Here is a 25,222-nt window from a genome sequence, read left to right as displayed (position 1 = left end):
GTGAACCGCATTACGCATCGCTGCGGGCTTTTTTGTGCCGGATGGGTCAGAAGCGGAACACTTCCATGTCCGTGCGAATCGGCGAAGCCATCGGAATTCTCGATTTCTCGGGCTGCTTCTTCACCTGGGCTTGGGCCGCCGGCTTCTTCGGGGCTTCTTCGGCGAGCGCCGGCTGGTTGGCCAAAGGCTTGACCGCGCTGCTCAACTGCTCGACCAACCGCTGCAGCAGTTGCCCCTGGGCCTGAACCTGGGACGCTTCGCTGCCTTCGTGCTGCTGCTCGAGATGAACGATACGGTTGTCGCGCACATGGCCGCGACGGTCGAGCACGCGCCACTGGGCATCGAGAATCGCCGGCTGGCTGCTGCCGGAGTCCAGGCGGGTGATGGACAACAGCACCTGCACATCAGGCGTGAAGCCGGTGCTGGCCGGGGCCAGGACCACGCGTTGGCTATCCAGACGCCAGGCGAGCTGGCGGACCAGCAACTGGTCGATATCCGACGACAGGCTGCCGGCCCAGCGACCGTCGGTCGCGGCGGTGAGGCTGCCATCGGGCTGACGTTGCAGGAAGGTTTCACGTTGCAGGTAGTCGGCGACCGAGACCGGTCCGAGCACGACCGCCATGCCGGCAGCCTGCGTCGGCTGGCCGGGGTCACCGCTGTCGAGCTGATACAAGGCCACCGGCTGGTGCATGGTGCACCCGCCCAGGCCCAGCAGTCCCGTCATCAACAGCGCAAAGGGAAGGCGCAGAAATTTCATCGTCCCATCCAGGCGGTTGCCGCGCGGCAACCGCAGTGATACTCGTGTGGATTCCTGGGGGCACACGGCCACGCCGGCCCCGCGAGGGGTGTATCATCCGCGAAATGGTCGGCAGACTCCAGCATTTCCGCCCAGATCGACGCTGAAAACGCCGTTCCGGACGGACAGTCGGTTCACGCCGGACGCTCTACCGTGAGGCTGTCGACGCGCTGGAAACCTCGTGGCAACTTGCTACCACGGCGACCCCGCTCGCCTTTGTAATGTTCCAGATCATCTGGCTTGAGCGACAGGGTACGCTTGCCAGCCTGCAACACAAGGGTCGCGCCCTCGGCGATCACGGCCAGGTCGGTGACGTATTCTTCCCGGCTGGCGACCCGGTCCCCCGGTACACCGATGATCTTGTTGCCCTTGCCCTTGCCCAGTTGCGGCAGGTCGGCCACCTTGAACACCAGCAAACGCCCTTCGGTCGTCACCGCCGCCAGCCAATCCTGCTCGCGATCATCGACCGCACGCGGGGTAATGACCTTGGCGCCATTGGGCAGGCTCAGCAACCCTTTGCCCGCCTTGTTCTTGGCCTGCAAGTCCTCGCCCTTGACCACGAATCCGTAGCCGGCATCGGACGCCACCACGTACAGCGCATCGTCCTCGGGCAGCAACACGCACTCGAAGCTGGCGCCGGGCGGCGGCGTCAGCCGACCGGTCAACGGTTCGCCCTGACCTCGGGCCGAGGGCAGGCTGTGGGCCGCCAGCGAGTAGCTGCGGCCGGTCGAGTCGATGAGCACCGCAAACTGGTTCGAACGCCCCGCCGCTGCCGCTTTGAAGCCGTCACCGGCCTTGTACGACAAACCGGTGGCATCGATGTCATGGCCTTTGGCGCAGCGCACCCAGCCTTTTTCGGAGAGCACCACGGTCACCGGCTCGGTCGGCATCAGCTCGGTTTCCGACAGGGCCTTGGCCTCGGCGCGCTCGACGATCGGCGAGCGACGCGCGTCGCCGTAGGTTTCGGCATCCTTGATCAGCTCGCTGCGCACCAGCTTGCGCAGCTTGGCCTCGCTGCCCAGCAGCGCCAGCAACTTGGCCTGCTCCTTGAGCAGTTCGTCCTGTTCGCCGCGAATCTTCATCTCTTCCAGGCGCGCCAATTGGCGCAGACGGGTCTCGAGGATGTAGTCGGCCTGGATTTCGCTCAGTGCGAAACGCTCGATCAATGCCTGCTTGGGATGCTCCTCGGTGCGGATGATATGGATCACCTCATCCAGGTTGAGGAAGGCGGTGAGCAGACCTTCGAGCAAGTGCAAGCGACGCTCGACCTTGTCCAGACGGAACTGCAGGCGGCGGCGCACGGTGCCGATGCGGAACTGCAACCACTCCTGCAACAGCGCACGCAGGCTCTTGAGTTGCGGACGCCCGTCCAGGCCGATGATGTTGACGTTGACCCGATAGCTGCTTTCCAGATCGGTGGTGGCGAACAGGTGTTGCATCAGCTCAGCGGCATCGACGCGGTTCGAGCGCGGGATGATAACAATGCGGCAGGGGTTTTCGTGGTCGGACTCATCGCGCAGGTCGGCGACCATCGGCAGCTTCTTGTTCTGCATCTGCGCCGCGATCTGCTCCAGCACCTTGGCGCCGGACACCTGATGCGGCAAGGCGGTGACGACGATGTCGCCATCTTCCACGCGATACACCGCCCGCATGCGGATCGAGCCTTTGCCGCTCTCGTACATCTTGAGGATGTCGGCGCGCGGCGTGACGATCTCGGCTTCGGTGGGGTAGTCCGGGCCTTGGATGTGCTCGCACAGTTGCTCGAGGGTCGCCTTCGGCTCGTCGAGCAGACGCACGCAGGCGCTGGCGACTTCACGCAGGTTGTGCGGCGGCACGTCGGTGGCCATGCCCACGGCGATACCGGTGGTGCCGTTGAGCAGGATGTTCGGCAGGCGCGCCGGCAGGACCAGCGGCTCCTGGAGCGTGCCGTCGAAGTTCGGCCCCCAGTCCACGGTGCCCTGGCCCAGCTCGCTGAGCAGCACTTCGGAATAACGCGACAGCCGCGCCTCGGTGTAGCGCATGGCCGCGAAGGATTTCGGATCGTCCGGCGCACCCCAGTTGCCCTGGCCATCGACCAGCGTGTAGCGGTAGCTGAACGGCTGCGCCATCAGCACCATGGCTTCGTAGCAGGCCGAGTCGCCGTGGGGATGGAATTTACCCAGTACGTCACCGACGGTACGCGCCGACTTCTTGTGCTTGGCGTCGGCATCCAGGCCCAGCTCGCTCATGGCGTAGACGATACGCCGCTGCACGGGCTTGAGGCCGTCGCCGATGTGCGGCAGGGCCCGGTCCATGATCACGTACATGGAATAGTTGAGGTAGGCCTGTTCGGTGAAGTCGGCCAGGGAACGGCGTTCGACGCCTTCGAGACTGTCCAGTAAGTCGCTCATGCGAGCCTCGTCATTTCAGGTTCTGGCGCAGCAGCATGGTGCCGCCGCGCTGAGTGAATTCAAGTTGTTTCAGGGCGCTCATGCCGAGCAGCACCGTCTGGCCGTCCAGCCCGGGCACTACCAAGGCGCGCACCTCGCGCAGGTGGATATCGCCCAACTGCAGGCTGTCGAGCCGGGTGCGATAGCCCTCGGTGCGACCGTTGGCGGTACTGAGCATCACTGGCGCGCCGCGTTGCAGCGCCAGGTCGCGAGCCAGCGCCTCAGGGATCGCCACGTCGGTGGCGCCGGTGTCGAGCATGAAATGCACACCCTGGCCATTGATCGCGCCGTCGGCCACGAAGTGACCCTGGCCGTTGGCCAGCAGACTCACTTCGATGAAGCCCTCGCCATGGGAGGACTGCACCGCGCTGTTGGGATTGAGCTGGCGATCTTCCCATTGGCCGAAAAAGCGCGTGGCGAGAAACAGCGCGGCCGCCCAGGCGACGATCATCAGCACGCGTCCGGCACGCTTGCCCGGTGGCTGACTCAAGGCTTGGCGCTCCAGCCGCCGGCCGGCGCAGCGAAGCGCCAGACGATCGGTCGGGTTTCGCCATCGGCACGGCGGCCGTTGTTGTTGTCCAGGCCGATCCAGGCGCCATCCTTGTCGATCACCAATGCCTCGGCCAGGCCGTAAGGCTGGTCGTAGCGGCGCGATTCCACCAGCGCCTCGGCGGCGAACGACCAGCAGCGCTCCACCGCGCCGCTGTCGGCATCGCGGCGGCAAATGCGGTAGGCGTTGCGCTCGAGGGTGAACAGCTTGCCGTCGAACAGCGCCAAGTCGGCGAAGTCCCGCGACACCGCTCGGGCATTGGGCATCTGCGGTGGCTGCATCTCCAGGCCCGCCTCGCTGAGCAGTACGCAACTGACGCCACAGGTCCACAACGACTGCTGGCGCTGTATCGAGATCAGGCCACGGCGCTCGCGTTCTGCGGCCAGCCACAGACGGTCGCCGGCAGGATTGATGGCCAGGCCTTCGAACAGCGCGTTGAAATGCAGCAACATGCCACTGGCCCTGGCCTGGCGGACCATGGCCGGATCGATGCGTAGCCAGTCCGGCTCGCCCTGCAACGGCAGTTGCAGGACGCCGGCGTGGGCTTCGCTGACCACATAGAGGTTGTCGGCGCCGTCGCAGGCGATGCCCTCGAAGTCCAGCTCACCGCCACGAATGTAGGATGCCGCCCAGTTTCGCGACTTCAGTCCCCAGGGCAACCCGCTTTCCGGTGGAGGCGGCGCAGTGAAGGTGAGCGCTTCGCTCTGCCACACGCCATCGTCGTGCTGCTCGAAGCGGTAGATACGGTCGTCGTCGCGGTCGGAAACACCCCACAGGGCGCCCCGGCACTGGGCCAGACCCGACAGGTTGCCGCCGCGCATGCCGTCGATCGGATGCTCGGCAGTGAGCGTGAGCTCGGGCCACTCGCTGGCCAGCGTCGAAACGCTGAGCAGCGTGAGCAGCACCGCGCACAGTGACCGCATCAAACCAGGACCTCGGCCAGGTTGCCTTTGGTCTCCAGCCAGTGCTTGCGATCGCCCGCGCGCTTCTTGGCCAACAGCATGTCCATGATCTCGGTGGTGCCGGGCAAGTCGTCCAGGGTGAGCTGCACCAGGCGCCGGGTATTGGGGTCCATGGTGGTTTCGCGCAGTTGCGGCGGGTTCATTTCGCCCAGGCCTTTGAAGCGGGTGACCTGTGGCTTGCCGCGTTTCTTCTCGGCGACCAGACGATCGAGAATGCCATCGCGTTCGGCATCGTCGAGGGCGTAATAGATGTCCTTGCCCAGGTCGATGCGGAACAGCGGCGGCATGGCCACGTAGACATGGCCGGCCTCGACCAGCGGACGGAAGTGCTGGACGAACAGCGCACACAGCAAGGTGGCGATGTGCAGGCCGTCGGAGTCGGCGTCGGCGAGGATGCAGATCTTGCCGTAGCGCAGTTGCGACAGGTCAACGGCACCCGGATCGACGCCGATGGCCACGGCGATGTTGTGCACCTCCTGGCTGGCCAGCACCTCGCCGCCATCGACTTCCCAGGTGTTGAGGATCTTGCCGCGCAGCGGCAGGATCGCCTGGAACTCTTTGTCCCGCGCCTGTTTGGCCGAGCCACCGGCCGAGTCGCCCTCGACCAGGAACAGCTCGGCACGCATCGGGTCCTGACCGGCGCAATCGGCCAGCTTGCCGGGCAGCGCCGGGCCTTGAGTGATGCGTTTGCGCTCGACCTTCTTGCTCGCCTTCAAACGCCGCCCGGCGTTGCTGATGGCCAGTTCGGCCAGTTGCATGCCCAGTTCGGGGTGGGCGTTGAGCCACAGGCTGAAGGCGTCCTTGACCACGCCGGAGACGAATGCCGCCGCCTCGCGCGACGACAGCCGTTCCTTGGTCTGGCCGGAAAACTGCGGCTCCTGCATCTTCATCGACAGCACGAAGGTGATGCGTTCCCAGACGTCTTCCGGCGCCAGCTTGACCCCACGCGGCAGCAGGTTGCGGAACTCGCAGAACTCGCGCATGGCGTCGAGCAGGCCTTGGCGCAGGCCGTTGACGTGGGTACCACCCTGCGCTGTGGGAATCAGGTTGACGTAGCTTTCCTGGACGCTGTCGCCGCCCTCCGGCAGCCACAGCAGCGCCCAGTCAACCGCTTCCTTGTTGCCGGCCAGGCTGCCGCAGAACGGCTCGTCGGGCAGGCGCAGGAAGTCGCTGACCGAGTCGACCAAGTACGAGCGCAGGCCGTCTTCGTAGTGCCACTCGACCTTCTCGCCGGTGCCCTTGTCCTCGAAGCTGATCGACAGCCCCGGGCACAACACAGCCTTGGCCTTGAGCACGTGCTTGAGGCGGCTGATGGAAAACTTGGGCGAGTCGAAATACTTCGGATCGGGGGCGAAGTACACGCTGGTGCCGGTGTTGCGTTTGCCGACCGTGCCGACCACCGCCAACTCGGTGGCCTTGAAGCCGTCGGCGAAGGTCATCTGGTATTCGTTGCCGTCGCGCTTGACGCGCACGCGCACCTGAGAGGACAGGGCGTTGACCACCGAGATGCCAACGCCGTGCAGGCCGCCGGAGAACTGGTAGTTCTTGTTGGAGAACTTACCCCCGGCGTGCAGTTTGGTGAGGATCAGCTCGACGCCGGACACGCCCTCTTCGGGGTGGATGTCCACCGGCATGCCACGGCCGTCGTCGCTGACCTCCAGGGAGTGGTCGGCGTGCAGCACGACCTGAATCGAACGGGCGTGGCCCGCCAGGGCTTCGTCGACACTGTTGTCGATGACTTCCTGGGCCAGGTGGTTGGGCCGGCTGGTGTCGGTGTACATGCCCGGTCGCTTGCGGACCGGGTCGAGGCCGGAGAGGACTTCGATGGCGTCTGCGTTATAGGCGCTAGCGCTGGGATTGGCCATGGGTTCTCGTCGTCAGTCTGGTGAATGCAAAGGTCAAAATACAGAGAAGTCGAGCGCCGCGTACTGTCCGCGGGCAATGCCGGCAAAGGCCAGCAGGGCGGGCAAGCGCTCGACGAAGCCTTGGAAGCCGTGATCGCCTCCGGCCTGGATGCGCAGGGCACACGCCCGGTAAAAACGCTCGGCGTCGCGGTAGTCCAGCGTTTCGTCGCCGGTCTGCAGCCACACCTGATAACGCGTCGCGTCCTGCGGCGGCGGCACTTCGAGTTCGGCCAGGGCCTGCACATGGTCGTGGGTCAGCTCCCAGGTTTCACCGCTGTAGTGATTGCGCTGGGTGCCCAGATAACCGTCGAAGCGCCGGTGCGGCGTGACCGCCGGGTTGATCAGCAGGGCCTTGAGCCCGTGGCGCTCGGCCAAGTGGGTGGCATAGTAGCCGCCGAGCGAGCTGCCGACCAGCAGCGGCGCGTCCAGCTCGGCAAGGCCCGCTTCGAGCTGGGCCATGGCCTGGCGCGGGTGATGATGCAGGGCCGGGATGCGCAGTCGCTCGGCCAGGCCGAGATGCTGCATGACGGCTTCGAGCTGCCGGGCCTTGGTGGACAGCGGCGAGCTGTTGAAGCCATGGATATAGAGGATCGAACCCGACATGCTACCCCCGGAATCTGCGGCTTCGCGCCCGATGTGATGGGCGTAGGACGCGCAGTTTAGCCTGTTCGCGGGGTTTTGACGAAAGGCCCGGACTTTACCTACGAGTTCTTCGGCAACACACCCTGAGCACGGCGTCCCCTCTCGAGGCTGCCGCAGGCCTCAATAGCCAGGACTGTCGAAATCCAGCGTGACCTGGAAATCCCGTGCCCGCTCGACGCCGGTTTCCAACCGTCCATCGGCATGCAGGCGCAACCAGCGATAGCCTGGCTGCTGCTCGCTCACCTGAAAATCCGCGCTGCCGGGGGCGAATTGCAGGCAGGTCGATGGACTGGCCAGCAACCGCAGCCCCTCGCGCACCTCGTCCCACTCCTGATGCACATGCCCCCAGAGCAGCGCCTTGACCTGAGGGTACTGCGCCAGGCGCGCCAAGAGCTGATCGGCGTTGCGCAGGCCGATCGGGGCGATCCAGGCGCAACCGATATCCACCGGCTGATGATGGCAGCAGACCAGGCAGTAACGGTCTCCCGCGCTGGCCAAGGCAGCGTCGAGCAGCGCCAGTTGCGCCGCCGCGAGCTGACCATGGGTGGCACCGGGCACGGCGCTGTCGAGCATGACGATGCGCCAGGCGCCGATATCGGTCACCGCCTGCATCAGCGCGCTGTGCGCGGTCACCTCGGCCATGAGTCGGGCGTCGTCGTGATTGCCTGGCAGCCAGCGGGCTGCCGCGCCCAGCTCGTCGGTGAGCTGGCGAAACGCGGCATAGGACGCGGCGCTGCCATCCTGGGACAAATCACCGGTGCACAACAGCAGGTCGATGCGCGGCTGTTCGCGGCGTACCTGCGCGATCACATGGCGCAGGCTGTCGCGGGTGTTCAGGCCAAGCATGGCCCCCGCGGGATCGGCGAACAGATGAGGGTCGGTCAATTGCACCAGGTGCAGCGGTGCGGGAGGCGTGGGTGGGTGCGACAACGGCCGTCTCCTTGTGCGGAATCGGCAGAATTATGGACGCAGTGAAAGATGAGGCAAAGACGCAAAATCGACGAGCGTCACATTTCAACGCACGGTTTCGTACTCATGGCCGCAGGCCAGGCAGTGGCTCAGCCATTCGCCGAGGAACAGGTTGAGCTGAGCCTTTTCGTCGGGCTGGTGCATCGCCGCATTCGGATACGGATAGATGCTGCGCAGGCGCCGCGCATGCTCGGCACTGACCACCTCGGCCATGCGCGCATCGTGATACACCTGCACCTCCAAGTGCGGAACCGGCAACCAGGGCAGGCTGTGCTCCTGGCGCACACGCAAGGTGGTGGTATAGGGGCAGGCCAGCACCACCTCGAGCACCAGCACCCCGAGCATCTGGTCACCCTGGGTCATACCGATGCGTCGCGAACTCTGGGTGCTGCGCATGTCCGGCAGCAGGCGCATCAGCCGGGCGTAGTTGGCCTCACAGGCCGCCTGCAGCCCGGCCAGGTCGACCCGATAGCGTTCGCGCAGCAGGTTCACCTCCACATCCCCCGCACTTCGTCGCGGTTCAGCGCCAGCCATTGCAGGGCGATGATGCTCGCGGCGTTGGCAATGCGCCCGTCGCGCACCGCCTGCAAAGCGTCGTCGAAGGTCCACACGCGCACGCGGATGTCCTCGCCCTCCTCTTCTAGGCCATGCAGTCCGCCGGCGCCCTCGCTGCTGCAGCGACCCAGGAACAGGTGCACGTATTCGTCACTGCCGCCCGGCGAGGGGAAGTAGCGGGTCATCGGCCATAGCGCGGCAAAGTGCAGGCCGGCTTCTTCCTCGGCTTCGCGATGGGCCACTTCCTCGGGCTGCTCGTCCTTGTCGATCAGACCGGCGACCAGTTCGATCAGCCAAGGGTTGTCGGTCTTGTCCAGCGCACCGACGCGAAACTGCTCGATCAGCACCACTTCGTCGCGCTGCGGGTCGTAGGGCAGCACGCACACCGCATCATGGCGCACGAACAGCTCGCGGCTGATCTCACGGCCCATGCCGCCGGCGAACAGCTCGTGGCGCAGGCGCACTTTGTCGAGCTTGTAGAAGCCCTGGAAGCAATTGGTCCGCTCGACGATCTGCACCGCCCTGGGCACCGTGTTCAAGGTGTCTGACATGAAATTCCTCGCTACATCAACCACTGCATCGCGCCATCCTACTCTGCGAATCGCCGCGTTTCATCCCTTTCCCGCGACCGGGACAGGCCGCCTGCACTCTGTTAGCTTAGTGGCGAACCGAAGGCCCTGCCGACGGTCCAAGGCCGATCAACCCCGTTCTGCAAGGACTCCCATGACGCTCGTCAAACTGACCGCCGTCGCCCTGTTGGCGATGACCCTCGGCGCCTGCCAGAGCCTGTTCGCGCCCAACTACCGCGCGCCGGTCGAGGTCAAGCGCGAAGCCTGGGAACACGTCAAACCCGGCTGCAGCGAGCGCGACTGCCCTCTGGTGAATATCGACACCGTGCACTTCCCGACGTTGCCCAAGCTCGATGCCCTGGTGGAGCGCCGCCTGCTGCAACTGACCGAAGACAATCAGCGCGGCACTGCGCCGACCACGTTGCAGCAATACGAACAGCAGTACCTGGCCAGCGCCCCGGCGCGCAACAGCAGCTACCTGCAAGCCAAGGTACGCGAGCAGCATGACGGACTGGTGATCGTCGAATTGTCCAGCTACCTGGACAGCGGCGGTGCCCATGGCATGCCGGGCCGCGCCTTCATCAACTACTCGCGCAAGCAGGACAAGGTGCTGACCCTGCAGGACATGCTGATCCCCGGCCAGGAAGACACCTTCTGGAAAACCGTCGAGGAATCGCACCGCGCCTGGCTGATCAGCACGGGCATGGACAAGGACGCCGAGTTCGTCAAAACCTGGCCGTTCAAGCCATCGCCGCACATCGCCCTGACCTACGGTGCGGTCGTGGTGAAGTACGAGGTCTATGCCATCGCCCCTTACTCCATGGGCCACGTCGAACTGAAAATCCCCTATCCACGCCTGAACGGCGTCATCCGTCCAGAGCTGTTCCCTGGCCGAGGCTAAGCGCGTCGGCCGTTGCGGCTTGCCCGCGAACGGCACCTCGACTCGCTGAAAAGGGCCGCGCGGTGTGCAACCGCGCGGCCCGCCGCACTCACACCTTGCGGTACAACTGGCTGCCTTCCTGACGGAAGCGCTGAGCCTGCTCGCGCATGCCTTGCTCGGCCGTGACATCGACGGTGTCGATCTTGGCGGCGTATTCGCGCACTTCCTGGGTGATCTTCATCGAGCAGAACTTCGGCCCGCACATCGAGCAGAAGTGCGCGACCTTGGCCGACTCCTTGGGCAGGGTCTCGTCGTGGAAGGCGCGCGCCGTGTCCGGGTCCAGGCCCAGGTTGAACTGATCCTCCCAGCGGAACTCGAAACGCGCCTTGGACAGCGCGTTGTCGCGGATCTGCGCGCCGGGATGACCTTTGGCGAGGTCGGCGGCGTGGGCGGCGATCTTGTAGGTGATGATGCCGGTCTTGACGTCGTCCTTGTTCGGCAGGCCCAGATGTTCCTTGGGCGTGACGTAGCAGAGCATCGCGCAGCCGAACCAGCCGATCATCGCCGCGCCGATACCCGAGGTGATGTGGTCGTAGCCGGGGGCGATGTCGGTGGTCAGCGGGCCAAGGGTGTAGAACGGCGCCTCGTCGCAGCACTCCAACTGCTTGTCCATGTTCTCCTTGATCAACTGCATCGGCACATGGCCGGGGCCTTCGATCATGCATTGCACATCGTGTTTCCAGGCGATCTTGGTCAACTCGCCCAGGGTTTCCAGCTCACCGAACTGGGCGGCGTCGTTGGCGTCGGCGATCGAGCCGGGACGCAAGCCGTCGCCGAGCGAGAAGCTGACGTCGTAGGCCTTCATGATTTCGCAGATCTCGTCGAAGTGCGTGTACAGGAAGTTCTCCTGGTGATGCGCCAGGCACCACTTGGCCATGATCGAGCCGCCACGACTGACGATGCCGGTGACGCGCTTGGCGGTCAGCGGCACGTAGCGCAGCAGTACGCCAGCGTGGATGGTGAAGTAGTCCACACCCTGCTCGGCCTGCTCGATCAGGGTGTCGCGGAACAGCTCCCAGGTGAGGTTTTCGGCAACGCCACCGACCTTCTCCAGGGCCTGGTAGATCGGCACGGTGCCGATCGGCACCGGCGAGTTGCGGATGATCCACTCGCGGGTCTCGTGGATGTGCTTGCCGGTGGACAGGTCCATCACCGTGTCCGACCCCCAGCGAATGCCCCAGGTCAGTTTGGCCACTTCCTCTTCGATGGACGAGCCCAGGGCACTGTTGCCGATGTTGCCGTTGATCTTCACCAGGAAGTTGCGGCCGATGATCATCGGCTCCAGCTCGGTGTGGTTGATGTTGGCCGGGATGATCGCGCGCCCACGGGCGATTTCCTCGCGGACGAATTCAGCGGTGATTTCCTTGGGGATGCTGGCGCCGAAGCTGTGACCGCCATGCTGCTGGTCGAGCAGGCCGGCGGCGCGGGCCTCCTGCAACTTCATGTTCTCGCGGATCGCCACGTATTCCATTTCGGCGGTCACGATGCCCTGACGCGCGTAGTGCATCTGCGTGACGTTGGCGCCGGCCTTGGCCCGGCGCGGGTTGCGCACGTGGGCGAAGCGCAGCTTGGTCAGCTCCGCATCGTTGAGCCGTTGCTGGCCGAAGTTCGAACTCAGGCCGTCCAGGCGCTCGGTGTCGCCACGCGCGTCGATCCACGCCGAGCGCACATCGCCCAGGCCTTTGCGCACGTCGATGATGACGTCAGGGTCGGTGTAGGGGCCGGAGGTATCGTAGACCAGTACCGGGGCGTTCTGCTCGCCGCCGAAGTCGGTGGGGGTGTCGTGCAGGCTGATCTCGCGCATGGGCACGCGGATGTCCGGGCGCGAGCCCTGGACGTAGACCTTGCGCGAATTGGGCAGCGGTTGCACGGACTGCTGGTCGACGCGGGCCGACTCGCTCAGGCTGATCGTTTTTTCTTGTTGACTCATCACAGGCTCTCCAGACAGCTTCCTAGCGGGCGGAATGTCGGGGCGAACCTGAAAGGCGCGGACGCACTCCTTGCTGGAGTGCAGTGCCGGATACATGGGGTGCCTTGGCTGTGTGACAGCGGCGACGATCCCGGACCTGGCACAAGAGGCTCCCCGGGAAGGTGAGCAATCTTGTTCCCTACGCAGGCGCTAACCTGATCAGGTTCAACGGGATCCGGAACTCTCCGATCTCAGCCTTCGACTCAAGGCACCCCGACAAGAACTTGCGCAGTCTAGACTGGTCTGGTCTGCAAAGCCAAGCGCATTGCCGGGCAAGGGACGAAAGGCGCAGGCCGCCGATTGTTGCCGGCGGCGCCCGGCACTACACTGGCGCATCGCCCGATACTCAACAGTTCAGAAATTATTTTTCGTACAAGGATTGCCCTATGCTGCGCAAACTTTCACTGGCGCTCGCCGTGTCTTGTGCGTCCCACGGTGCGGCCTGGGCAGCGGCTGTGCCCATGACGGTGAAGACCGACCTGGTCAGCGTCTACCAGGAAGCGGTGGGCAACAATGCCGACCTCGCGGCCGCCCGCGCCGACTACGGCGCGCGCCGGGAAGTGGTGCCGCAGGCGCGGGCGGGCCTGCTGCCCAACCTCTCCGCCGGGGCCGAGACGATGAACACCCGCACCCAGCTGGATCAGCCATCGATCACCTCCACGCGCAGCGGCACCGCCTGGAGCGCGACCCTGTCGCAGCCGCTGTTCCGTGCCGACCGCTGGTTCCAGTTGCAGGCCGCCGAAGCGGTCAACGAACAGGCCGCGCTGGAGTTGTCGGCCACCGAACAGAACCTGATCCTGCAAAGCGCCGAGCGCTACTTCACGGTGCTGCGCGCCCAGGACAACCTGGCCTCGACCAAGGCCGAGGAAGCAGCGTTCAAGCGCCAGCTCGACCAGTCCAACGAACGCTTCGACGTGGGCCTTTCCGACAAGACCGACGTGCTGCAGTCCCAGGCTGGCTACGACACCGCCCGCGCCAACCGCATCCTGGCCGAGCGCCAGGTGCAGGACGCCTTCGAGGCGCTGGTGACCCTGACCAACCGCGAGTACGGCTCGCTGCAGGGCGTGGTGCACAGCCTGCCGGTGCAAGTGCCCACGCCCAATGACGCCAAAGCCTGGGTCGAGACCGCCGCGCGGCAGAACCTCAACCTGCTGGCCACCAACCACGCGGTGGAGGCTGCCGAGGAAACCCTGCGCCAGCGCAAGGCTGGCCATGCACCCACCCTCGATGCCGTGGCGCGCTACCAGAAAGGCGACAACGACAACCTTGGATTCAGCAATCCAGCGCCGCAACCGGGTGTGCGCTACGGCGGCGATGTGGAGCAGACCAGCGTCGGTCTGCAATTGAACATTCCGATCTACAGCGGCGGGCTCACCAGTTCGCAGGTGCGCGAGGCCTATGCGCGGTTGAACCAGAGCGAGCAGCAGCGCGAAAGCCTGCGCCGCCAGGTGGTCGAGAACACCCGCAACCTGCACCGGGCGGTCAATACCGACGTGGAGCAGGTGCAGGCACGCAAGCAGTCGATCGTCTCCAACCAGAGCGCGCTGGAAGCCACCGAAATCGGCTATCAGGTGGGCACCCGCAACATCGTCGACGTGCTCGACGCCCAACGTCAGCTGTATGCCTCGGTGCGCGACTACAACAACAGCCGCTACGACTACATCCTCGACAACCTGCGCCTGAAACAGGCGGCCGGCACCCTCAGCCCGCAGGATCTGCAAGACCTGGGACGCTACCTGAAGCCCGACTACAACCCGGACAAGGACTTCCTGCCGCCAGACCTGGCAGCGGCAGCGGCGAAGAACTTCGAGCGCCGACGCTGAGTCGGCGGCATTGGCGGGGCCGATCGGACGCGCGGGTCAGCCGATCAGCTTCGCCAACCCGTCGAGCAAGCGCTGCAAGGCGCCCTGGTTGGCCTGCATCACCGCCCTGCCCGCCTCGCCCATGCGCCGGCCGTCCTGGGGCAACTCGATCAGACGACGTACAGCCGCGGCCAAGCCTTCGGCGTCGTCCACCTGCAGCAAGGCGCCGGCATCGCGCAGCATCGCGCTGATTTCCAGGAAGTTGAAGACGTGCGCACCGGTGATCACCGGCAACCCCAACGCCGCCGGCTCCAGCGGGTTGTGCCCGCCGGTGGGCACCAGGCTGCCGCCTACGAAGGCAATATCGGCCAGGGCGTAGAGGAACAGCAATTCGCCCATGGTGTCGCCGAGCAACACCTGGGTCTGCCCGTCCACTGCCACCTCGGCAGATCGCCGCACCGTGGTGAAGCTGGCGCGACACAGCGCGTGCACGGCGTCGAATCGTTCCGGGTGGCGCGGCACCAGAATCAGCAACGCATCGCCATGCACCTGGAGCACACGCCGGTGGGCGTCGAGGATTGCCGCATCTTCACCCTCATGGGTACTGGCAGCGATCCACACTGGCCGCTGGCTGGCGCCCCACTGCTCACGCAATTGCCGAGCGCGCGGCACCAAGGTGTCATCCAGCTTCAGGTCGAACTTGATCGAACCGGTGACCTGCACGCACTCGGCACGGGCGCCCAGGCTGCGAAAGCGCTCGGCTTCGGTTTCGGTCTGCACGGCGATCAGGCTCATCTCTTCGAGCATCGGCCGGGTGAGTCCGGCGAACCGCGCATAGCCACGCGCCGAACGCGCCGACAGCCGTGCATTGGCCAAGGCCACGGGAATGCCGCGCCGTGCGCACTGGTGGATGTGGTTGGGCCACAACTCGGTTTCCATGATGATGCCAAGGCGCGGGCGCACCCGGTCGAGGAAACGTCCGGCGGCCCAAGGCAGGTCGTAGGGCAGGTAGCAGTGCTGCACCCGCGGTTCGTCGGCGAACATCGCGCGGATGCGTTCCGAGCCAGTCGGCGTCATGCAGGTCAGGGTGATCGGCAACTGCGGATAGGCCTGCAACAGCGCCCGGACCAGCGGCGCCGCAGCAATGCTCTCGCCCACCGACACGGCATGCACCCAGATGCCCCCCTGGCGCATGGCCGGCAGGCCGAACGCCAGGCGCTCGGCAATGCGTTGGCGGTAGGCCGGTGCCTTGCGCCCGCGCAGGAACAGGCGCAGCGCGATCAGCGGCAGGCCCAAGTGAAACAGCAGGGTATAGAGGGTTCTGTTCATGGCGCCGCAGTTTACCCGGATCCGCCGCAAAACACCTGCCGCGCTCAGCCGATGGCCCGCAAATGCACGGCGAAACGCTCGGCCAGCCACTGCCCGGCTGGGCCCAGCGGCTCGTCGCGGCGCCAGGCCAGTTCGGCCACCAGCGCCGGCGGGCGCCATTCGCTGTCGAGTTCGAGCATGTGCGCCTGGTAGGTGGGGTATTGCACCACATGGCGCGGCAGCCACGCCCACCCCAGCCCGCGCATGAGCAACTCGGCCATGGCGTAGAAGCTGTCGGCGCGCCACACCTGCGGACTGATCGCCTGCCCGCCCGGGTAGTCACTGTCACCCGGCGTGATCAGCAACTGTCGGTGGCGGGCCAATTGCTCCAGAGACACCCGCCCCTGCCGTGCCAATGGATGACTCACGGCGCACACGGTGACCATCTCGACGCTGCCCAGCGTGCGGCGCTCCAACGAGGCCGGGATGCTCTCGTGGTTGAAGAACAAGCCCAGGTCGGCGCGGCGCTGCACCAGTTTGCGCGCCACATCGCCCTGGGCGCCGCTGGCCAGGTGCACCTGCAGGTACGGAAAGCGGCTGGCCAGGTCATCCATGCTGTCGAGTACCGGCTGATAAGGCATGGCCTCGTCCTGGGCCACGCGCAACAACGCCTCCTGGCCGCGCATCAGCGCCAGGGCGCGGCTGTCGAAACGCTCGCACTGGCGCAGCAATTCACGGGCGTCCTCCAGCAGCACCTCACCGCTTTCAGTGAGGGTCGGCTGGCGGCCGCTGCTGCGCTCGAACAGGCTCACGCCCAAATCGGCTTCGAGCAACGCAATGGCCGTGCTGATTGCCGACTGCGCCTTGCGCTGCGCCCGTGCCACCGCCGAAAAGGACCGCAGTTCCGCCACCTGCACGAAGGTTTTCAACTGTTCGAGGTTCCACTGATCGGCCATCAACCCATCTCCAAAACGGATAGGTAATGACTTTACCGCATCTATGCCACCGCTAGAATGCCGAGCCTGTACCGGAGGAACTGCCCATGAATGCCTACAGCTATCTCGCCATCGCCATCTGCGCCGAAGTCATCGCCACCGCGTCGATGAAAGCCGTCAAAGGTCTCAGCACGCCCGTGCCGCTGTTGTTGATGATCGGCGGCTACGCCATTGCGTTCTGGATGCTCACCCTGGTGGTGCGCAGCATTCCGGTGGGTATCGCCTACGCGATCTGGTCAGGGCTGGGAATCGTGCTGATCAGCGTGGCCGCGCTGGTGATCTACGGCCAGAAGCTGGACCTGCCGGCCATGCTGGGCATGGCGCTGATCGTCGCCGGCGTGGTGGTGATCCAGGTGTTCTCCAAGACCGCCGGCCACTGAGCGTCAAGACCACGGCCGCAGCGCACCTGTATACTGGGCAATCGTTCCGGTTTTCGAGGTGCCCGCATGCCATCTGCCATTTCCACTGACGTACTGATCGTCGGCGCCGGGGTCGCAGGCCTCTGGCTCAATGCCAGGCTGCGGCGCCTGGGCTACTCGACAGTGCTGGTGGAGCGCGCCAGTCTCGGCGGCGAACAGACGCTCAAGTCCCAGGGCATCATTCACGGCGGCACCAAGTATGCCCTGCACGGCGCCCTGACCGGCGCCTCCGAGGCCATTGCCGACATGCCACGGCGCTGGCGCGAAGCCCTGGCCGGCAATGGCGAACTGGACCTGCGCCACACCCGCCTGCTGTCCGAGGCCCATTACCTGTGGTCACCCGGCACCCTGGCCGGCAACCTCACCAGCTTCTTCGCCAGCAAGGCCGTGCGCGGTCGGGTCGATCAGGTCAAAGGCGAACACCTGCCCCCGGCCCTGCAGGACCGTGCGTTCAAGGGCAAGGTGTACCGCCTGGCCGAATTGGTCATCGACGTGCCGAGCCTGCTGGCCAATCTCGCCGAACTGGCCGGCGACAGCCTGCTGGCTGGGGAGCGCATCGCACCACTGCACGACGACAAGGCGCTGGTGGGGCTGACGGTCGACGACCGCGAAATCCGTGCGCAACGCATCGTGCTCAGTGCCGGGAGCGGCAACGAAGACCTGCTGCACGCCCTCGGCCTGAGCCAACCGGCCCAGCAGCGCCGGCCGCTGCACATGGTGCTGGCCAAAGGTCCCAACCTCAAACCCCTGTATGCCCACTGCCTGGGAGGTGGCCCCAAGCCCCGGGTCACGGTGACCACCCACCCGGCTGCCGATGGCCAGTGGGTCTGGTACTTGGGCGGCGATTTGGCCGAGGCCGAGGGCGTGGCCCGCGAGCCGGCCGCGCAGATCGCCGCCGCGCAGCGGGAAATCGGCAGTTTGCTGCCCTGGGTCGATCAACAACAGATCCGCTGGGCCACCTTGCGGGTAGACCGCGCCGAGCCGGCGCAATCGGGCCTGGTACGTCCGGACAACGCCTTTCTCAGCGAGCAGGCACCCCTGCTGGTGGGCTGGCCGACCAAGCTGGCCCTGGCCCCGGACTTCGCCGACCGCGTGCTGGCCACTTTCGAGCGTGACGGCATCCGCCCCGCCGCCCACCCCGACCTCACCGATCTGCCGCGTCCGCCGCTCGGCGTACCGGCCTGGGAGCAACTGCTGCCATGAGCCTGCCGACCCTGCACGACCTCCACCGTCCACTGGGCAGCACCGGCCTGAGCGTCTCGCCCCTGGGGCTGGGCACGGTCAAGCTCGGCCGCGACCAGGGCGTCAAGTATCCCACCGGTTTCACCATCCCCGGCGACGACGACGCGCGCCTACTGCTGGCCCAAGCCCGCGAGCTGGGCATCAACCTGATCGACACCGCCCCCGCCTATGGCCGCAGCGAAGAACGCCTCGGCCCGCTGCTGCGCGGACAGCGTGAGCACTGGGTGATCGTCAGCAAGGTCGGCGAAGAATTCGAGGCCGGCCAGTCGCACTTCGACTTCAGCGCGGCCCATACCCGCCGTTCGGTCGAACGTAGCCTCCAGCGTCTTGAAACCGACCGCATCGACCTGGTGCTGGTGCATTCGGACGGCAACGACCTGGCCATCCTCGAGGAGCAGGAGGTCTACCAGACCCTCGCTGCGCTCAAGCAGGAAGGCAAGATCCTCGGCTTCGGCCTTTCCGGCAAGACCGTCGCCGGGGGCCTGAAAGCGCTGGAACAGGGCGATTGCGCGATGGTCACCTACAACCTCAAGGAACAGGCGGAGCGCGCGGTACTCGACTACGCTGCCGAGCACGGCAAGGCCATCCTGGTGAAGAAGGCGCTGGCCAGTGGACATGTGTGCCTGTCGCCGGGCGTCGACCCGGTGCAGGCCAGCTTCGAGCTGCTGTTCGCCCACCCAGGGGTGAGCAGTGCTATTGTCGGCACCATCAATCCGCTGCACTTGGCCCATAACGTGGCCACCGTGGCCCGAATCCTGGGCAAGACCTAAGCCGTCGAATGCAAGGAGGAGCCTCGTGGCGCGCACCCTGATCCGCAAGAACCCGAGCAACTTCAAGACCCTGCCACTGCATGTCGAAGCCACCCCCGAGGGCCTGAGCTATCAGAGCGTCGGCATGCCGCTGAACTTCGCCCAGACCCTGCAGCGGCGCAAGGCCGTGCACGTGGAAGACAGCGAACGTTTCGCCATCGAGCTGGCCAACCTCGGCGTGTCAGTGCGCCTGACCCTCACCTGGCAGAACCGCGACTACTGGGTGCTGGTGCGCCAGCGCCGCCAGGACCGTGGCGATGTGGTGCTCAAGCTGATTTCCGGCTACGTGCCGGCCCAGGAACTGAACCTGCCGCTGCACACAGCCATTCAGGAAGTGGCCGAGGAGTGCCTGATGGAAACCCCGGAAGGCTGGCTCGGCGGACGCTTCAACGACACCTGGCTACCGACGCCCTACGCCGCCGCCCTGCATTACCGGGAAACCCCGCCGTTCACCTTGAGCCCGGCCTCCGGCGCGGCACGTCCGGTGCAATGCGCCAATCTGACGCTACTGGAGCGGCCTCGGGCCTATGTGCACCTGCCCACCGCGTCGCTGCAACTGATCTACGACCTGCGCTTGCAGGTGCCAAGGGAGGCCAAGTCGCTGAGCCTGTTCCATGTGGACGAGCGCCTGGAAGGCGATCAACTGGTCACCCGGCTCAACCGCAAGCGTCCCGACCTTTACCTGATGCCGCTTCAGGACGGCCAGCCCATCGCCGAGCTGTACACCCTGAAGAAGGATCAATTGATTCCAGCGAGCACACGCGGGCTGTACCTGGCCGAAAGCTTCGCCCAGCAGGACGGCTGGGTGGTGCGCGAGGAACGGGTGCGCTGGAAGGACTGGCTGCGCCAGCAAGGGCTGGTGGAGGCACGGCCGCACAAGCCCTCGCATCTGCAGCGTTTCAGCGACAAGGCCCGAGCGCTGCTGCAGCGGGCGCGGACCTCGCTGAACAAGTAAGCCTCATTGCTTGAGGGCTGGCCCCTGGACACGGGCCAGCCATTTGCAACTTCAGTGCTTGCGGATCTTCTCGACGATCGCCGTGGTCGAGCTGTTCTCCACCAGGCCCAGCACCTTCACCGTGCCGCCGTAGGCGCTGACGATATCGGCACCGACCACCTGGTCGATGCCATAGTCGCCGCCCTTGACCAGCACGTCGGGCTTGACCTCACGCAGCAGGTTTTCAGGCGTGCCTTCGCTGAAGCTGATGACCCAGTCCACCGCCCCCAGCCCCGCCAGTACCGCCATCCGCCGGTCGACGCTGTTGATCGGCCGACCCGGCCCTTTCAGCCTGCTGACCGAGGCGTCGTCGTTGACCGCGACGATCAGCCGATCACCCTGGGCACGGGCCTGCTCCAGGTAGGTGACGTGGCCGGCGTGGAGAATATCGAAGCAGCCGTTGGTGAAGACGATACGCTCGTTGTGCGCACGGGCGTCGTCAATGGCCAGCAGCAGTTGCTCAAGGACCAGCACGCCACGCTCGGAGCCTTCCTCACGCTGGATCGCCCGGCGCAGTTCCGGCGCGCTGATGGCCGCCGTACCCAGTTTGCCGACGACGATGCCGGCGGCCAGGTTGGCCAGCGCCACGGCGTGCGGCAGTTCCTCGCCCGCGGCGATGGCGGCGGCCAGGGTGGAAATCACCGTGTCGCCGGCGCCGGTGACGTCGAACACTTCACGGGCGCGGGCCGGCAGGTGCAGCGCCGGATGACCGATGCGCAGCAAGGTCATGCCGTGCTCGCCACGGGTGACCAGCACCGCCCCGAGGTCGAAGTCTTCGAGCAGTTGCAGGCCCTTGGCAACCAGTTCGGCCTCATCGGCACAGCGCCCGACGATGGTCTCGAACTCACTGAGGTTCGGGGTGATCAGGCTGGCGCCCCGGTAGATGGAGAAATCCTTGCCCTTGGGGTCGGCCAGCACCGGGATGCCCTTGGCACGCGCGGCCTGGATCAGCGACTGGTGATTCTTCAGCGCGCCCTTGCCATAGTCGGACAGCACCAGCACCTTGACGCCGTCGAGCAGGGCATCGACTTCCTCACCCAGCGACAGCGGGTCGGTGGCGAAGGGCTCCTCGAAATCGATACGCAACAGTTGCTGATGGCGACTCATGACTCGCAGCTTGACGATGGTCGGCTGGTGCGCAATGCGCTGGAAAATCGAGCGCACGCCGGCGGCCTGCAGGCTGTTGGCCAGACTGTCGGCCGCCTCGTCCTGGCCGGTCACCCCCACCAGCGCCGCCGGGGCGCCCAAGGCGGCGATGTTCAACGCCACGTTGGCCGCACCGCCCGGACGGTCCTCGATCTGGTCGACCTTGACCACTGGCACCGGCGCTTCCGGCGAGATACGCGACGTACCGCCATGCCAGTAGCGGTCGAGCATCACATCGCCGACCACCAGTACCGGGGCTTGATCGAAACGCGGCATGGACAACTTCATGGGCAACCCAAATGGAAAAATGAACAGGGGCGGGATATTAGCACAGGGCAGGCGGCGGCTTTAGCGCCAACTGCCGAGTCGAAAAACACGCCGGCACTGGGGGCGCCAGGCCCCGAGTGCCGGTGTTTCAGGTGATGTCGGCCTTGCCGGGTTCGTCCAGGCCCATGGCGTGCAGGCGGGCATAATAGCCATTCTGCGCGATCAGCGTGGCATGGTCGCCGCGCTCGACGATCCGGCCCTGATCCATCACCAGGATCAGGTCGGCTTTCTCGATGGTCGACAGCCGGTGGGCGATCACCAGGGTGGTGCGCCCTTGCATGACATGGTCCAGCGCCGCCTGGATGTGCCGCTCGGACTCGGTGTCCAGCGCCGAGGTGGCCTCGTCGAGAATCAGCAGCGGTGCGTCCTTGAGCAGTGCCCGGGCAATCGCCAGGCGCTGGCGCTGGCCACCGGACAGCAGCACGCCATTCTCGCCGACCTGGGTGTCGAAGCCCTGGGGCAGTTGCTCGACGAAGTCCTTGGCATAGGCGGCGGCGGCCGCTGCCTCGATGTCGGCACGGGGCGCACCGGCCAGGTCGCCATAGGCAATGTTGTTGGCGATGGTGTCGCTGAACAGGGTCACATGCTGGGTCACCTGAGCGATGTGGCGGCGCAGGTTGAGCAATTTGAAGTCCTCGACCTCGACGCCATCGAGCAGGATTTCACCGGTACTGTGGTGGTAGAACCGCGGAATCAGGCTGGCCAGGGTCGATTTGCCGCTGCCTGAACGCCCTACCAGCGCCACCATCTGCCCCGGTTCTACGGTGAAGTTGATGTCGTCGAGCACCTGGCGATCGGTGCCGGGGTAAGTGAAGCTGAGGTTGCGCACCTCCAGACGGCCGGTCAGGGCGTCGCGCTCCACGGTGCCCTTGTCCAGCTCCTGCGGCTCGTCCAGTTGCTCGAAGATGCTCTCAGCACCGGCCACACCCTTCTGGATGGTCGAGCTGACCTCGGACAACTGCCGGATCGGCTTGGGCAGCAGGCCGGCCAGGGTGATGTAGGCCACCATGTCGCCCGCCGAAGCATCACCGCGCAGGTACAGCACCAGGAACATCAGGATCGCCATGGCGCTATAGATGACCAGTTGCAGCAATGGGGTGTAGATGGCACCGGTGCGGGTCATGCGCAACTGCTTGTCGGTGTTGCTCTGGCTGGCCTTGAGGAAACGCTCGCTCTCGTAGACCTCACCGCCGAAGCTGCGGACCACGCGGTAGCCCTGGATGGTTTCAGAGGCGACGTGGGTCACATCGCCCATCGCGGCCTGAATCTTCTTGCTCTGCTTGCGGAATTTCTTGCTGGCAGTGCCGACCATCAAGGCGATAAGCGGCAAGATGGCGACCATCACCAAGGTCAGCCGCCAGTTCATCAGTAGCAGCGAGCCGAACAGGAACACCACGGTCATGCCTTCGCGAATCACCACCTTGATCGCGTCTGTGGCCGCCCCGGTGACCATGGTCACGTTGAAGGTGATGCGGGAGATCAGATGGCCTGAGTTGTTCTGGTCGAAATAGCGGTTGGGCAAGCTCAGCAGGTTGTCGAACAATTGCACCCGCAGATCGTGCACCAGGCCCAGGGAAACCTTGGCCAGGAAATAGTTGCCCAGGAACGAGCCCAGGCCTTGCCAGGCCGCGATCAGGATGATCAGTGCCGGCACCGTGTTGAGCAGGTGCAGCTCACGCAGGTACGGCACGTTCGGGAACAGCGAGGCATCCGGGTTGGACAGCCCGTCGACGAAATACTTGAGGATGTAGCCGAGCATCGGCTGGGTAGAGGCGAAGATCAGGAAACCCACGATGCTCAGCAGGAAAAGCCCGAGATAGGGGCGCACATAGCCGAGTAGGCGGAAGTAGATCTTCATGCTCGATGGGCTGGCGGAGCCACTGGCGTCTGTCATATCGCGAAACATGCTGAAAATGGGGTGCAGACTGTAGCACAGCTGGGGCTGAACGTCGGGCTCCGGGTACACCACGGTTTCGCCCTGCAATGCGTGCAAAGCTGGGTTAAGATTGCCCCCCGCCCTCAGCCGGTCCGTTTCAGCATGCACATCAGCAGCCTTCGCCAAACAGGCAACCGCTTCTTCGACTTCGTCTGCCTGTGGGTTCTCCCAGTAGGCCTGCTCATGCTGCTCGGCACCCTGTTCTTCCTCCCCGACCGCAGCGTGCATCACAAGCTGTACTACGGCCTGTTCAGCATTCCGACCCTGCTCGCCCTGTGCATCCGTCCCTCGGAACTCAAGCGACTGGTCGGCGAGCCGGTGGTGATCTTCTTCATGCTGTTCGCCGGGTTCGCCATCCTCAGCCTGTGTTGGTCGCCCACGACGACCGCTGCCGACAACCTGATCAAGCGCCCACTGCACACCCTGATGCTGTTTTTCGGCACCGCGCTGCTGTTGCGCCATCGCCCAGGAGTGCTGAAGTCGATCTTCCTGGGCGCAGCGCTGCTGGCGTTGCTGGGCACCTTGCGCGATCTGTACGCCTTTGCCCTGACCTATACGCCAGGCACTCGGCTGATCGGCACCGGCGCACTGGACAACCCCCTGCTCAGCTCCCACCTGTTCGGCTTCTTCGGCATCTACTGGCTGTGGATGGCCATGGACAGCAAGCGCCTGCACCTCATGGCGCTGTGCCTGGCCGCGTTCACCGTCATGTTCGTCGCCGTCGTGGCGACTGGCTCACGAACCCCGCTGGTGGCCATGACCCTGGCGGCCAACTGGCTGGCACTGCTGTGCTGGAACCGCCGTTCGATCCCGCTGTTCGCCGCTGCACCGCTGGTGATCGCCGGCATTCTGCTGTTCGCGCCCCACCTGATCACCGGTCGCGGCGATTCGTACCGGTTCGAGATCTGGCAGACCACCTGGCAACTGTTCGTTCAGCACCCGCTCATCGGACATGGCTACGATGCGCCGATGCGTGTGGACACCGGCATGGGCTACCTGCTGAGCGAGCCACACAACTTTGCATTGGGTGTGCTGTTCAACGTCGGCATCCTGGGCTTCATCCCCTGGATCGCAATGATCGGTTATGCGCTGTACAGCGGATGGAAGCAACGGGCGCTGCCGGTCTTCCAACTGGCCTCGACCTTGCTGGTGTTCGGCATCGGTGCCGGCCTGACCGAAGGCGGCGGCATCCTGTCGCGTCCCAAGGAGCACTGGTTCCTGCTGTGGATCCCGCTGGCGCTGATCGCCGGGCTCAACATCGCGCGCCGTGCCGGCTGCCTGCTGCCGGCGCCTCGACCGCGCATCAGCGATACCCAGTTCGACCAACTCACCGACGGTGCCCGCCTCATCGAAGAAGATGGGCTGGGTCCGAAAGTGCTCGAACTGCGTGACGGCAGCTTTCTGAAACTGTTCCGCCGTCGCGACTGGTACACCTCAGGCGCCTGGCATCCGTACTCGGCACGCTTCGTCAGGAACAGCCAGCGGCTGGCACTGGCCGGCATCGCCACGCCCGACGTGCTGGAACTGATGGTGCGCACCGACGGCAGCCAGGGCGTGCGCTATCGCCCCCTGTCCGGACAGACGGTACGCCAGGCCCTGCAAGCCAGCACGTCCCCCCAGGAACGCCAGCAACTGGTGCATCGGCTGGGCCAGTTCATCGCCCGCCTGCACGATCAGGGGGTCTACTTCCGCTCGCTGCACCTGGGCAACATCCTGCTGCTCAACAGCGGCGAATTCGGCCTGATCGACCTGGCCGACATGCGCCTGCTGCCCTCGGCGTTGTCTGCCGAGCTGCGCCGACGCAATCTGCGCCACATGCAGCGCTACGACCAGGACCGTCAATGGCTGTTCGAAGAGCAGGTGGACGCCCTGCTGGAAGGCTATGCGAGCACCGCCAGTGCAAGCATGAGCCAGGCCCTGCGCACGCAACTGGGCCACAGCCCGCGCACGGCGCATTGA

At 65.4% G+C, this 25,222-nt stretch carries 21 protein-coding genes and 1 riboswitch; of the genes, 7 read left to right on the top strand and 14 right to left on the bottom strand.

The window, feature by feature from the left end; genetic code table 11:
- Window positions 1–46: 46 nt before the first annotated feature.
- The 9 genes from NJ69_RS21330 to NJ69_RS21290 form a co-directional block, all read right to left on the bottom strand.
- On the bottom strand, window positions 47–757 hold the full coding sequence (locus NJ69_RS21330; RefSeq protein ID WP_039582843.1) for a PqiC family protein: 711 nt from the start codon (window positions 755–757) through the stop codon (window positions 47–49).
- 173 nt (window positions 758–930) lie between these two features.
- Window positions 931–3,186, bottom strand: a complete 2,256-nt coding sequence (gene parC, locus NJ69_RS21325; RefSeq protein WP_039582842.1) for a DNA topoisomerase IV subunit A — start codon at window positions 3,184–3,186, stop codon at window positions 931–933.
- Between the two features lie 10 nt (window positions 3,187–3,196).
- Window positions 3,197–3,715 carry a retropepsin-like aspartic protease family protein gene (locus tag NJ69_RS21320; RefSeq protein WP_029612792.1) on the bottom strand — a complete coding sequence of 173 codons (519 nt, stop codon included), beginning with the start codon at window positions 3,713–3,715 and terminating at the stop codon, window positions 3,197–3,199.
- Window positions 3,712–4,698, bottom strand: a complete 987-nt coding sequence (locus NJ69_RS21315; protein WP_432416629.1) for an esterase-like activity of phytase family protein — start codon at window positions 4,696–4,698, stop codon at window positions 3,712–3,714. The genes NJ69_RS21320 and NJ69_RS21315 overlap by 4 nt, the downstream gene beginning before the upstream one ends.
- The gene (parE, locus tag NJ69_RS21310; RefSeq protein ID WP_039582838.1) at window positions 4,698–6,602 is read right to left on the bottom strand and encodes a DNA topoisomerase IV subunit B; all 1,905 of its coding nucleotides are present in this window, start codon (window positions 6,600–6,602) and stop codon (window positions 4,698–4,700) included. The genes NJ69_RS21315 and parE overlap by 1 nt, the downstream gene beginning before the upstream one ends.
- Before the next feature lie 33 nt (window positions 6,603–6,635).
- The gene (locus tag NJ69_RS21305; RefSeq protein ID WP_029612795.1) at window positions 6,636–7,244 is read right to left on the bottom strand and encodes a YqiA/YcfP family alpha/beta fold hydrolase; all 609 of its coding nucleotides are present in this window, start codon (window positions 7,242–7,244) and stop codon (window positions 6,636–6,638) included.
- Between the two features lie 159 nt (window positions 7,245–7,403).
- Window positions 7,404–8,213, bottom strand: a complete 810-nt coding sequence (gene cpdA / locus NJ69_RS21300; RefSeq protein ID WP_039582836.1) for a 3',5'-cyclic-AMP phosphodiesterase — start codon at window positions 8,211–8,213, stop codon at window positions 7,404–7,406.
- A gap of 84 nt (window positions 8,214–8,297) precedes the next feature.
- Complete coding sequence (locus NJ69_RS21295; RefSeq protein WP_039582835.1) at window positions 8,298–8,750, bottom strand: DUF1249 domain-containing protein; 453 nt, start codon at window positions 8,748–8,750, stop codon at window positions 8,298–8,300.
- Window positions 8,741–9,358 (bottom strand): NUDIX domain-containing protein, encoded by a 618-nt coding sequence (locus NJ69_RS21290; RefSeq protein ID WP_039582834.1) that lies wholly within the window; start codon window positions 9,356–9,358, stop codon window positions 8,741–8,743. The genes NJ69_RS21295 and NJ69_RS21290 overlap by 10 nt, the downstream gene beginning before the upstream one ends.
- Window positions 9,359–9,530: 172 nt before the next feature.
- Here NJ69_RS21290 and NJ69_RS21285 point away from each other — a divergent pair, with 172 nt between their 5' ends.
- Entirely contained in the window at window positions 9,531–10,277 is a 747-nt protein-coding gene (locus tag NJ69_RS21285) for an RsiV family protein (RefSeq protein ID WP_029612802.1), read from the top strand.
- 88 nt (window positions 10,278–10,365) lie between these two features.
- Here NJ69_RS21285 and thiC read toward each other — a convergent pair whose 3' ends face one another.
- Complete coding sequence (gene thiC, locus NJ69_RS21280) at window positions 10,366–12,246, bottom strand: phosphomethylpyrimidine synthase ThiC (RefSeq protein WP_039582833.1); 1,881 nt, start codon at window positions 12,244–12,246, stop codon at window positions 10,366–10,368.
- Between the two features lie 158 nt (window positions 12,247–12,404).
- A riboswitch (TPP riboswitch) is annotated at window positions 12,405–12,511 on the bottom strand.
- A gap of 160 nt (window positions 12,512–12,671) precedes the next feature.
- Here thiC and NJ69_RS21275 point away from each other — a divergent pair.
- On the top strand, window positions 12,672–14,108 hold the full coding sequence (locus NJ69_RS21275; RefSeq protein ID WP_039582831.1) for a TolC family outer membrane protein: 1,437 nt from the start codon (window positions 12,672–12,674) through the stop codon (window positions 14,106–14,108).
- Window positions 14,109–14,144: 36 nt separating this feature from the next.
- Here NJ69_RS21275 and waaA read toward each other — a convergent pair whose 3' ends face one another.
- Both waaA and NJ69_RS21265 read right to left on the bottom strand, forming a co-directional pair.
- The gene (gene waaA, locus NJ69_RS21270; protein ID WP_039582829.1) at window positions 14,145–15,416 is read right to left on the bottom strand and encodes a lipid IV(A) 3-deoxy-D-manno-octulosonic acid transferase; all 1,272 of its coding nucleotides are present in this window, start codon (window positions 15,414–15,416) and stop codon (window positions 14,145–14,147) included.
- Window positions 15,417–15,460: 44 nt separating this feature from the next.
- A complete protein-coding gene (locus NJ69_RS21265) occupies window positions 15,461–16,351 on the bottom strand; it encodes a LysR family transcriptional regulator (RefSeq protein ID WP_039582827.1) in 891 nt (296 codons plus the stop codon).
- Between the two features lie 86 nt (window positions 16,352–16,437).
- Between NJ69_RS21265 and NJ69_RS21260 the strand changes: the two genes are divergently transcribed.
- The 4 genes from NJ69_RS21260 to NJ69_RS21245 all read left to right on the top strand — a co-directional run bounded on the left by NJ69_RS21260 (window position 16,438) and on the right by NJ69_RS21245 (window position 19,815).
- Window positions 16,438–16,770, top strand: a complete 333-nt coding sequence (locus NJ69_RS21260; RefSeq protein ID WP_029612805.1) for a DMT family transporter — start codon at window positions 16,438–16,440, stop codon at window positions 16,768–16,770.
- Between the two features lie 66 nt (window positions 16,771–16,836).
- Entirely contained in the window at window positions 16,837–18,012 is a 1,176-nt protein-coding gene (locus tag NJ69_RS21255; protein WP_039582825.1) for an NAD(P)/FAD-dependent oxidoreductase, read from the top strand.
- Window positions 18,009–18,821 carry an aldo/keto reductase gene (locus NJ69_RS21250; protein WP_039582823.1) on the top strand — a complete coding sequence of 271 codons (813 nt, stop codon included), beginning with the start codon at window positions 18,009–18,011 and terminating at the stop codon, window positions 18,819–18,821. Before NJ69_RS21255 ends, NJ69_RS21250 begins: the two co-directional genes overlap by 4 nt.
- A 25-nt stretch (window positions 18,822–18,846) precedes the next feature.
- Window positions 18,847–19,815 (top strand): hypothetical protein, encoded by a 969-nt coding sequence (locus NJ69_RS21245; RefSeq protein ID WP_039582821.1) that lies wholly within the window; start codon window positions 18,847–18,849, stop codon window positions 19,813–19,815.
- Between the two features lie 51 nt (window positions 19,816–19,866).
- Here NJ69_RS21245 and hldE read toward each other — a convergent pair whose 3' ends face one another.
- Both hldE and msbA read right to left on the bottom strand, forming a co-directional pair.
- Complete coding sequence (gene hldE / locus NJ69_RS21240) at window positions 19,867–21,288, bottom strand: bifunctional D-glycero-beta-D-manno-heptose-7-phosphate kinase/D-glycero-beta-D-manno-heptose 1-phosphate adenylyltransferase HldE (protein WP_039582820.1); 1,422 nt, start codon at window positions 21,286–21,288, stop codon at window positions 19,867–19,869.
- A gap of 127 nt (window positions 21,289–21,415) precedes the next feature.
- Entirely contained in the window at window positions 21,416–23,221 is a 1,806-nt protein-coding gene (msbA, locus tag NJ69_RS21235) for a lipid A export permease/ATP-binding protein MsbA (protein WP_029612808.1), read from the bottom strand.
- A 144-nt stretch (window positions 23,222–23,365) separates the two neighbouring features.
- Between msbA and NJ69_RS21230 the strand changes: the two genes are divergently transcribed.
- The gene (locus NJ69_RS21230; RefSeq protein WP_039582818.1) at window positions 23,366–25,222 is read left to right on the top strand and encodes a bifunctional O-antigen ligase/aminoglycoside phosphotransferase family protein; all 1,857 of its coding nucleotides are present in this window, start codon (window positions 23,366–23,368) and stop codon (window positions 25,220–25,222) included.

The sequence above is a fragment of the Pseudomonas parafulva genome (assembly GCF_000800255.1).
GTDB classification, from domain to species: domain Bacteria; phylum Pseudomonadota; class Gammaproteobacteria; order Pseudomonadales; family Pseudomonadaceae; genus Aquipseudomonas; species Aquipseudomonas boreofloridensis.
The sequence above is the reverse complement of the archived record's forward strand: the minus strand, read 5'-3'. Positions and strand labels throughout refer to the sequence as shown.

Coding starts and splice junctions, on each gene's coding strand:
- parC (WP_039582842.1), bottom strand. CDS start 3,186: ATGAGCGACTTACTGGACAGTCTCGAAGGCGTCGAACGCCGTTCCCTG.
- msbA (WP_029612808.1), bottom strand. CDS start 23,221: ATGACAGACGCCAGTGGCTCCGCCAGCCCATCGAGCATGAAGATCTAC.
- hldE (WP_039582820.1), bottom strand. CDS start 21,288: ATGAAGTTGTCCATGCCGCGTTTCGATCAAGCCCCGGTACTGGTGGTC.
- NJ69_RS21330 (WP_039582843.1), bottom strand. CDS start 757: ATGAAATTTCTGCGCCTTCCCTTTGCGCTGTTGATGACGGGACTGCTG.
- NJ69_RS21290 (WP_039582834.1), bottom strand. CDS start 9,358: ATGTCAGACACCTTGAACACGGTGCCCAGGGCGGTGCAGATCGTCGAG.
- NJ69_RS21315 (WP_432416629.1), bottom strand. CDS start 4,698: ATGCGGTCACTGTGCGCGGTGCTGCTCACGCTGCTCAGCGTTTCGACG.
- NJ69_RS21230 (WP_039582818.1), top strand. CDS start 23,366: ATGCACATCAGCAGCCTTCGCCAAACAGGCAACCGCTTCTTCGACTTC.
- NJ69_RS21255 (WP_039582825.1), top strand. CDS start 16,837: ATGCCATCTGCCATTTCCACTGACGTACTGATCGTCGGCGCCGGGGTC.
- NJ69_RS21285 (WP_029612802.1), top strand. CDS start 9,531: ATGACGCTCGTCAAACTGACCGCCGTCGCCCTGTTGGCGATGACCCTC.
- NJ69_RS21305 (WP_029612795.1), bottom strand. CDS start 7,244: ATGTCGGGTTCGATCCTCTATATCCATGGCTTCAACAGCTCGCCGCTG.
- parE (WP_039582838.1), bottom strand. CDS start 6,602: ATGGCCAATCCCAGCGCTAGCGCCTATAACGCAGACGCCATCGAAGTC.
- NJ69_RS21265 (WP_039582827.1), bottom strand. CDS start 16,351: ATGGCCGATCAGTGGAACCTCGAACAGTTGAAAACCTTCGTGCAGGTG.
- NJ69_RS21250 (WP_039582823.1), top strand. CDS start 18,009: ATGAGCCTGCCGACCCTGCACGACCTCCACCGTCCACTGGGCAGCACC.
- thiC (WP_039582833.1), bottom strand. CDS start 12,246: ATGAGTCAACAAGAAAAAACGATCAGCCTGAGCGAGTCGGCCCGCGTC.
- NJ69_RS21260 (WP_029612805.1), top strand. CDS start 16,438: ATGAATGCCTACAGCTATCTCGCCATCGCCATCTGCGCCGAAGTCATC.
- NJ69_RS21275 (WP_039582831.1), top strand. CDS start 12,672: ATGCTGCGCAAACTTTCACTGGCGCTCGCCGTGTCTTGTGCGTCCCAC.
- waaA (WP_039582829.1), bottom strand. CDS start 15,416: ATGAACAGAACCCTCTATACCCTGCTGTTTCACTTGGGCCTGCCGCTG.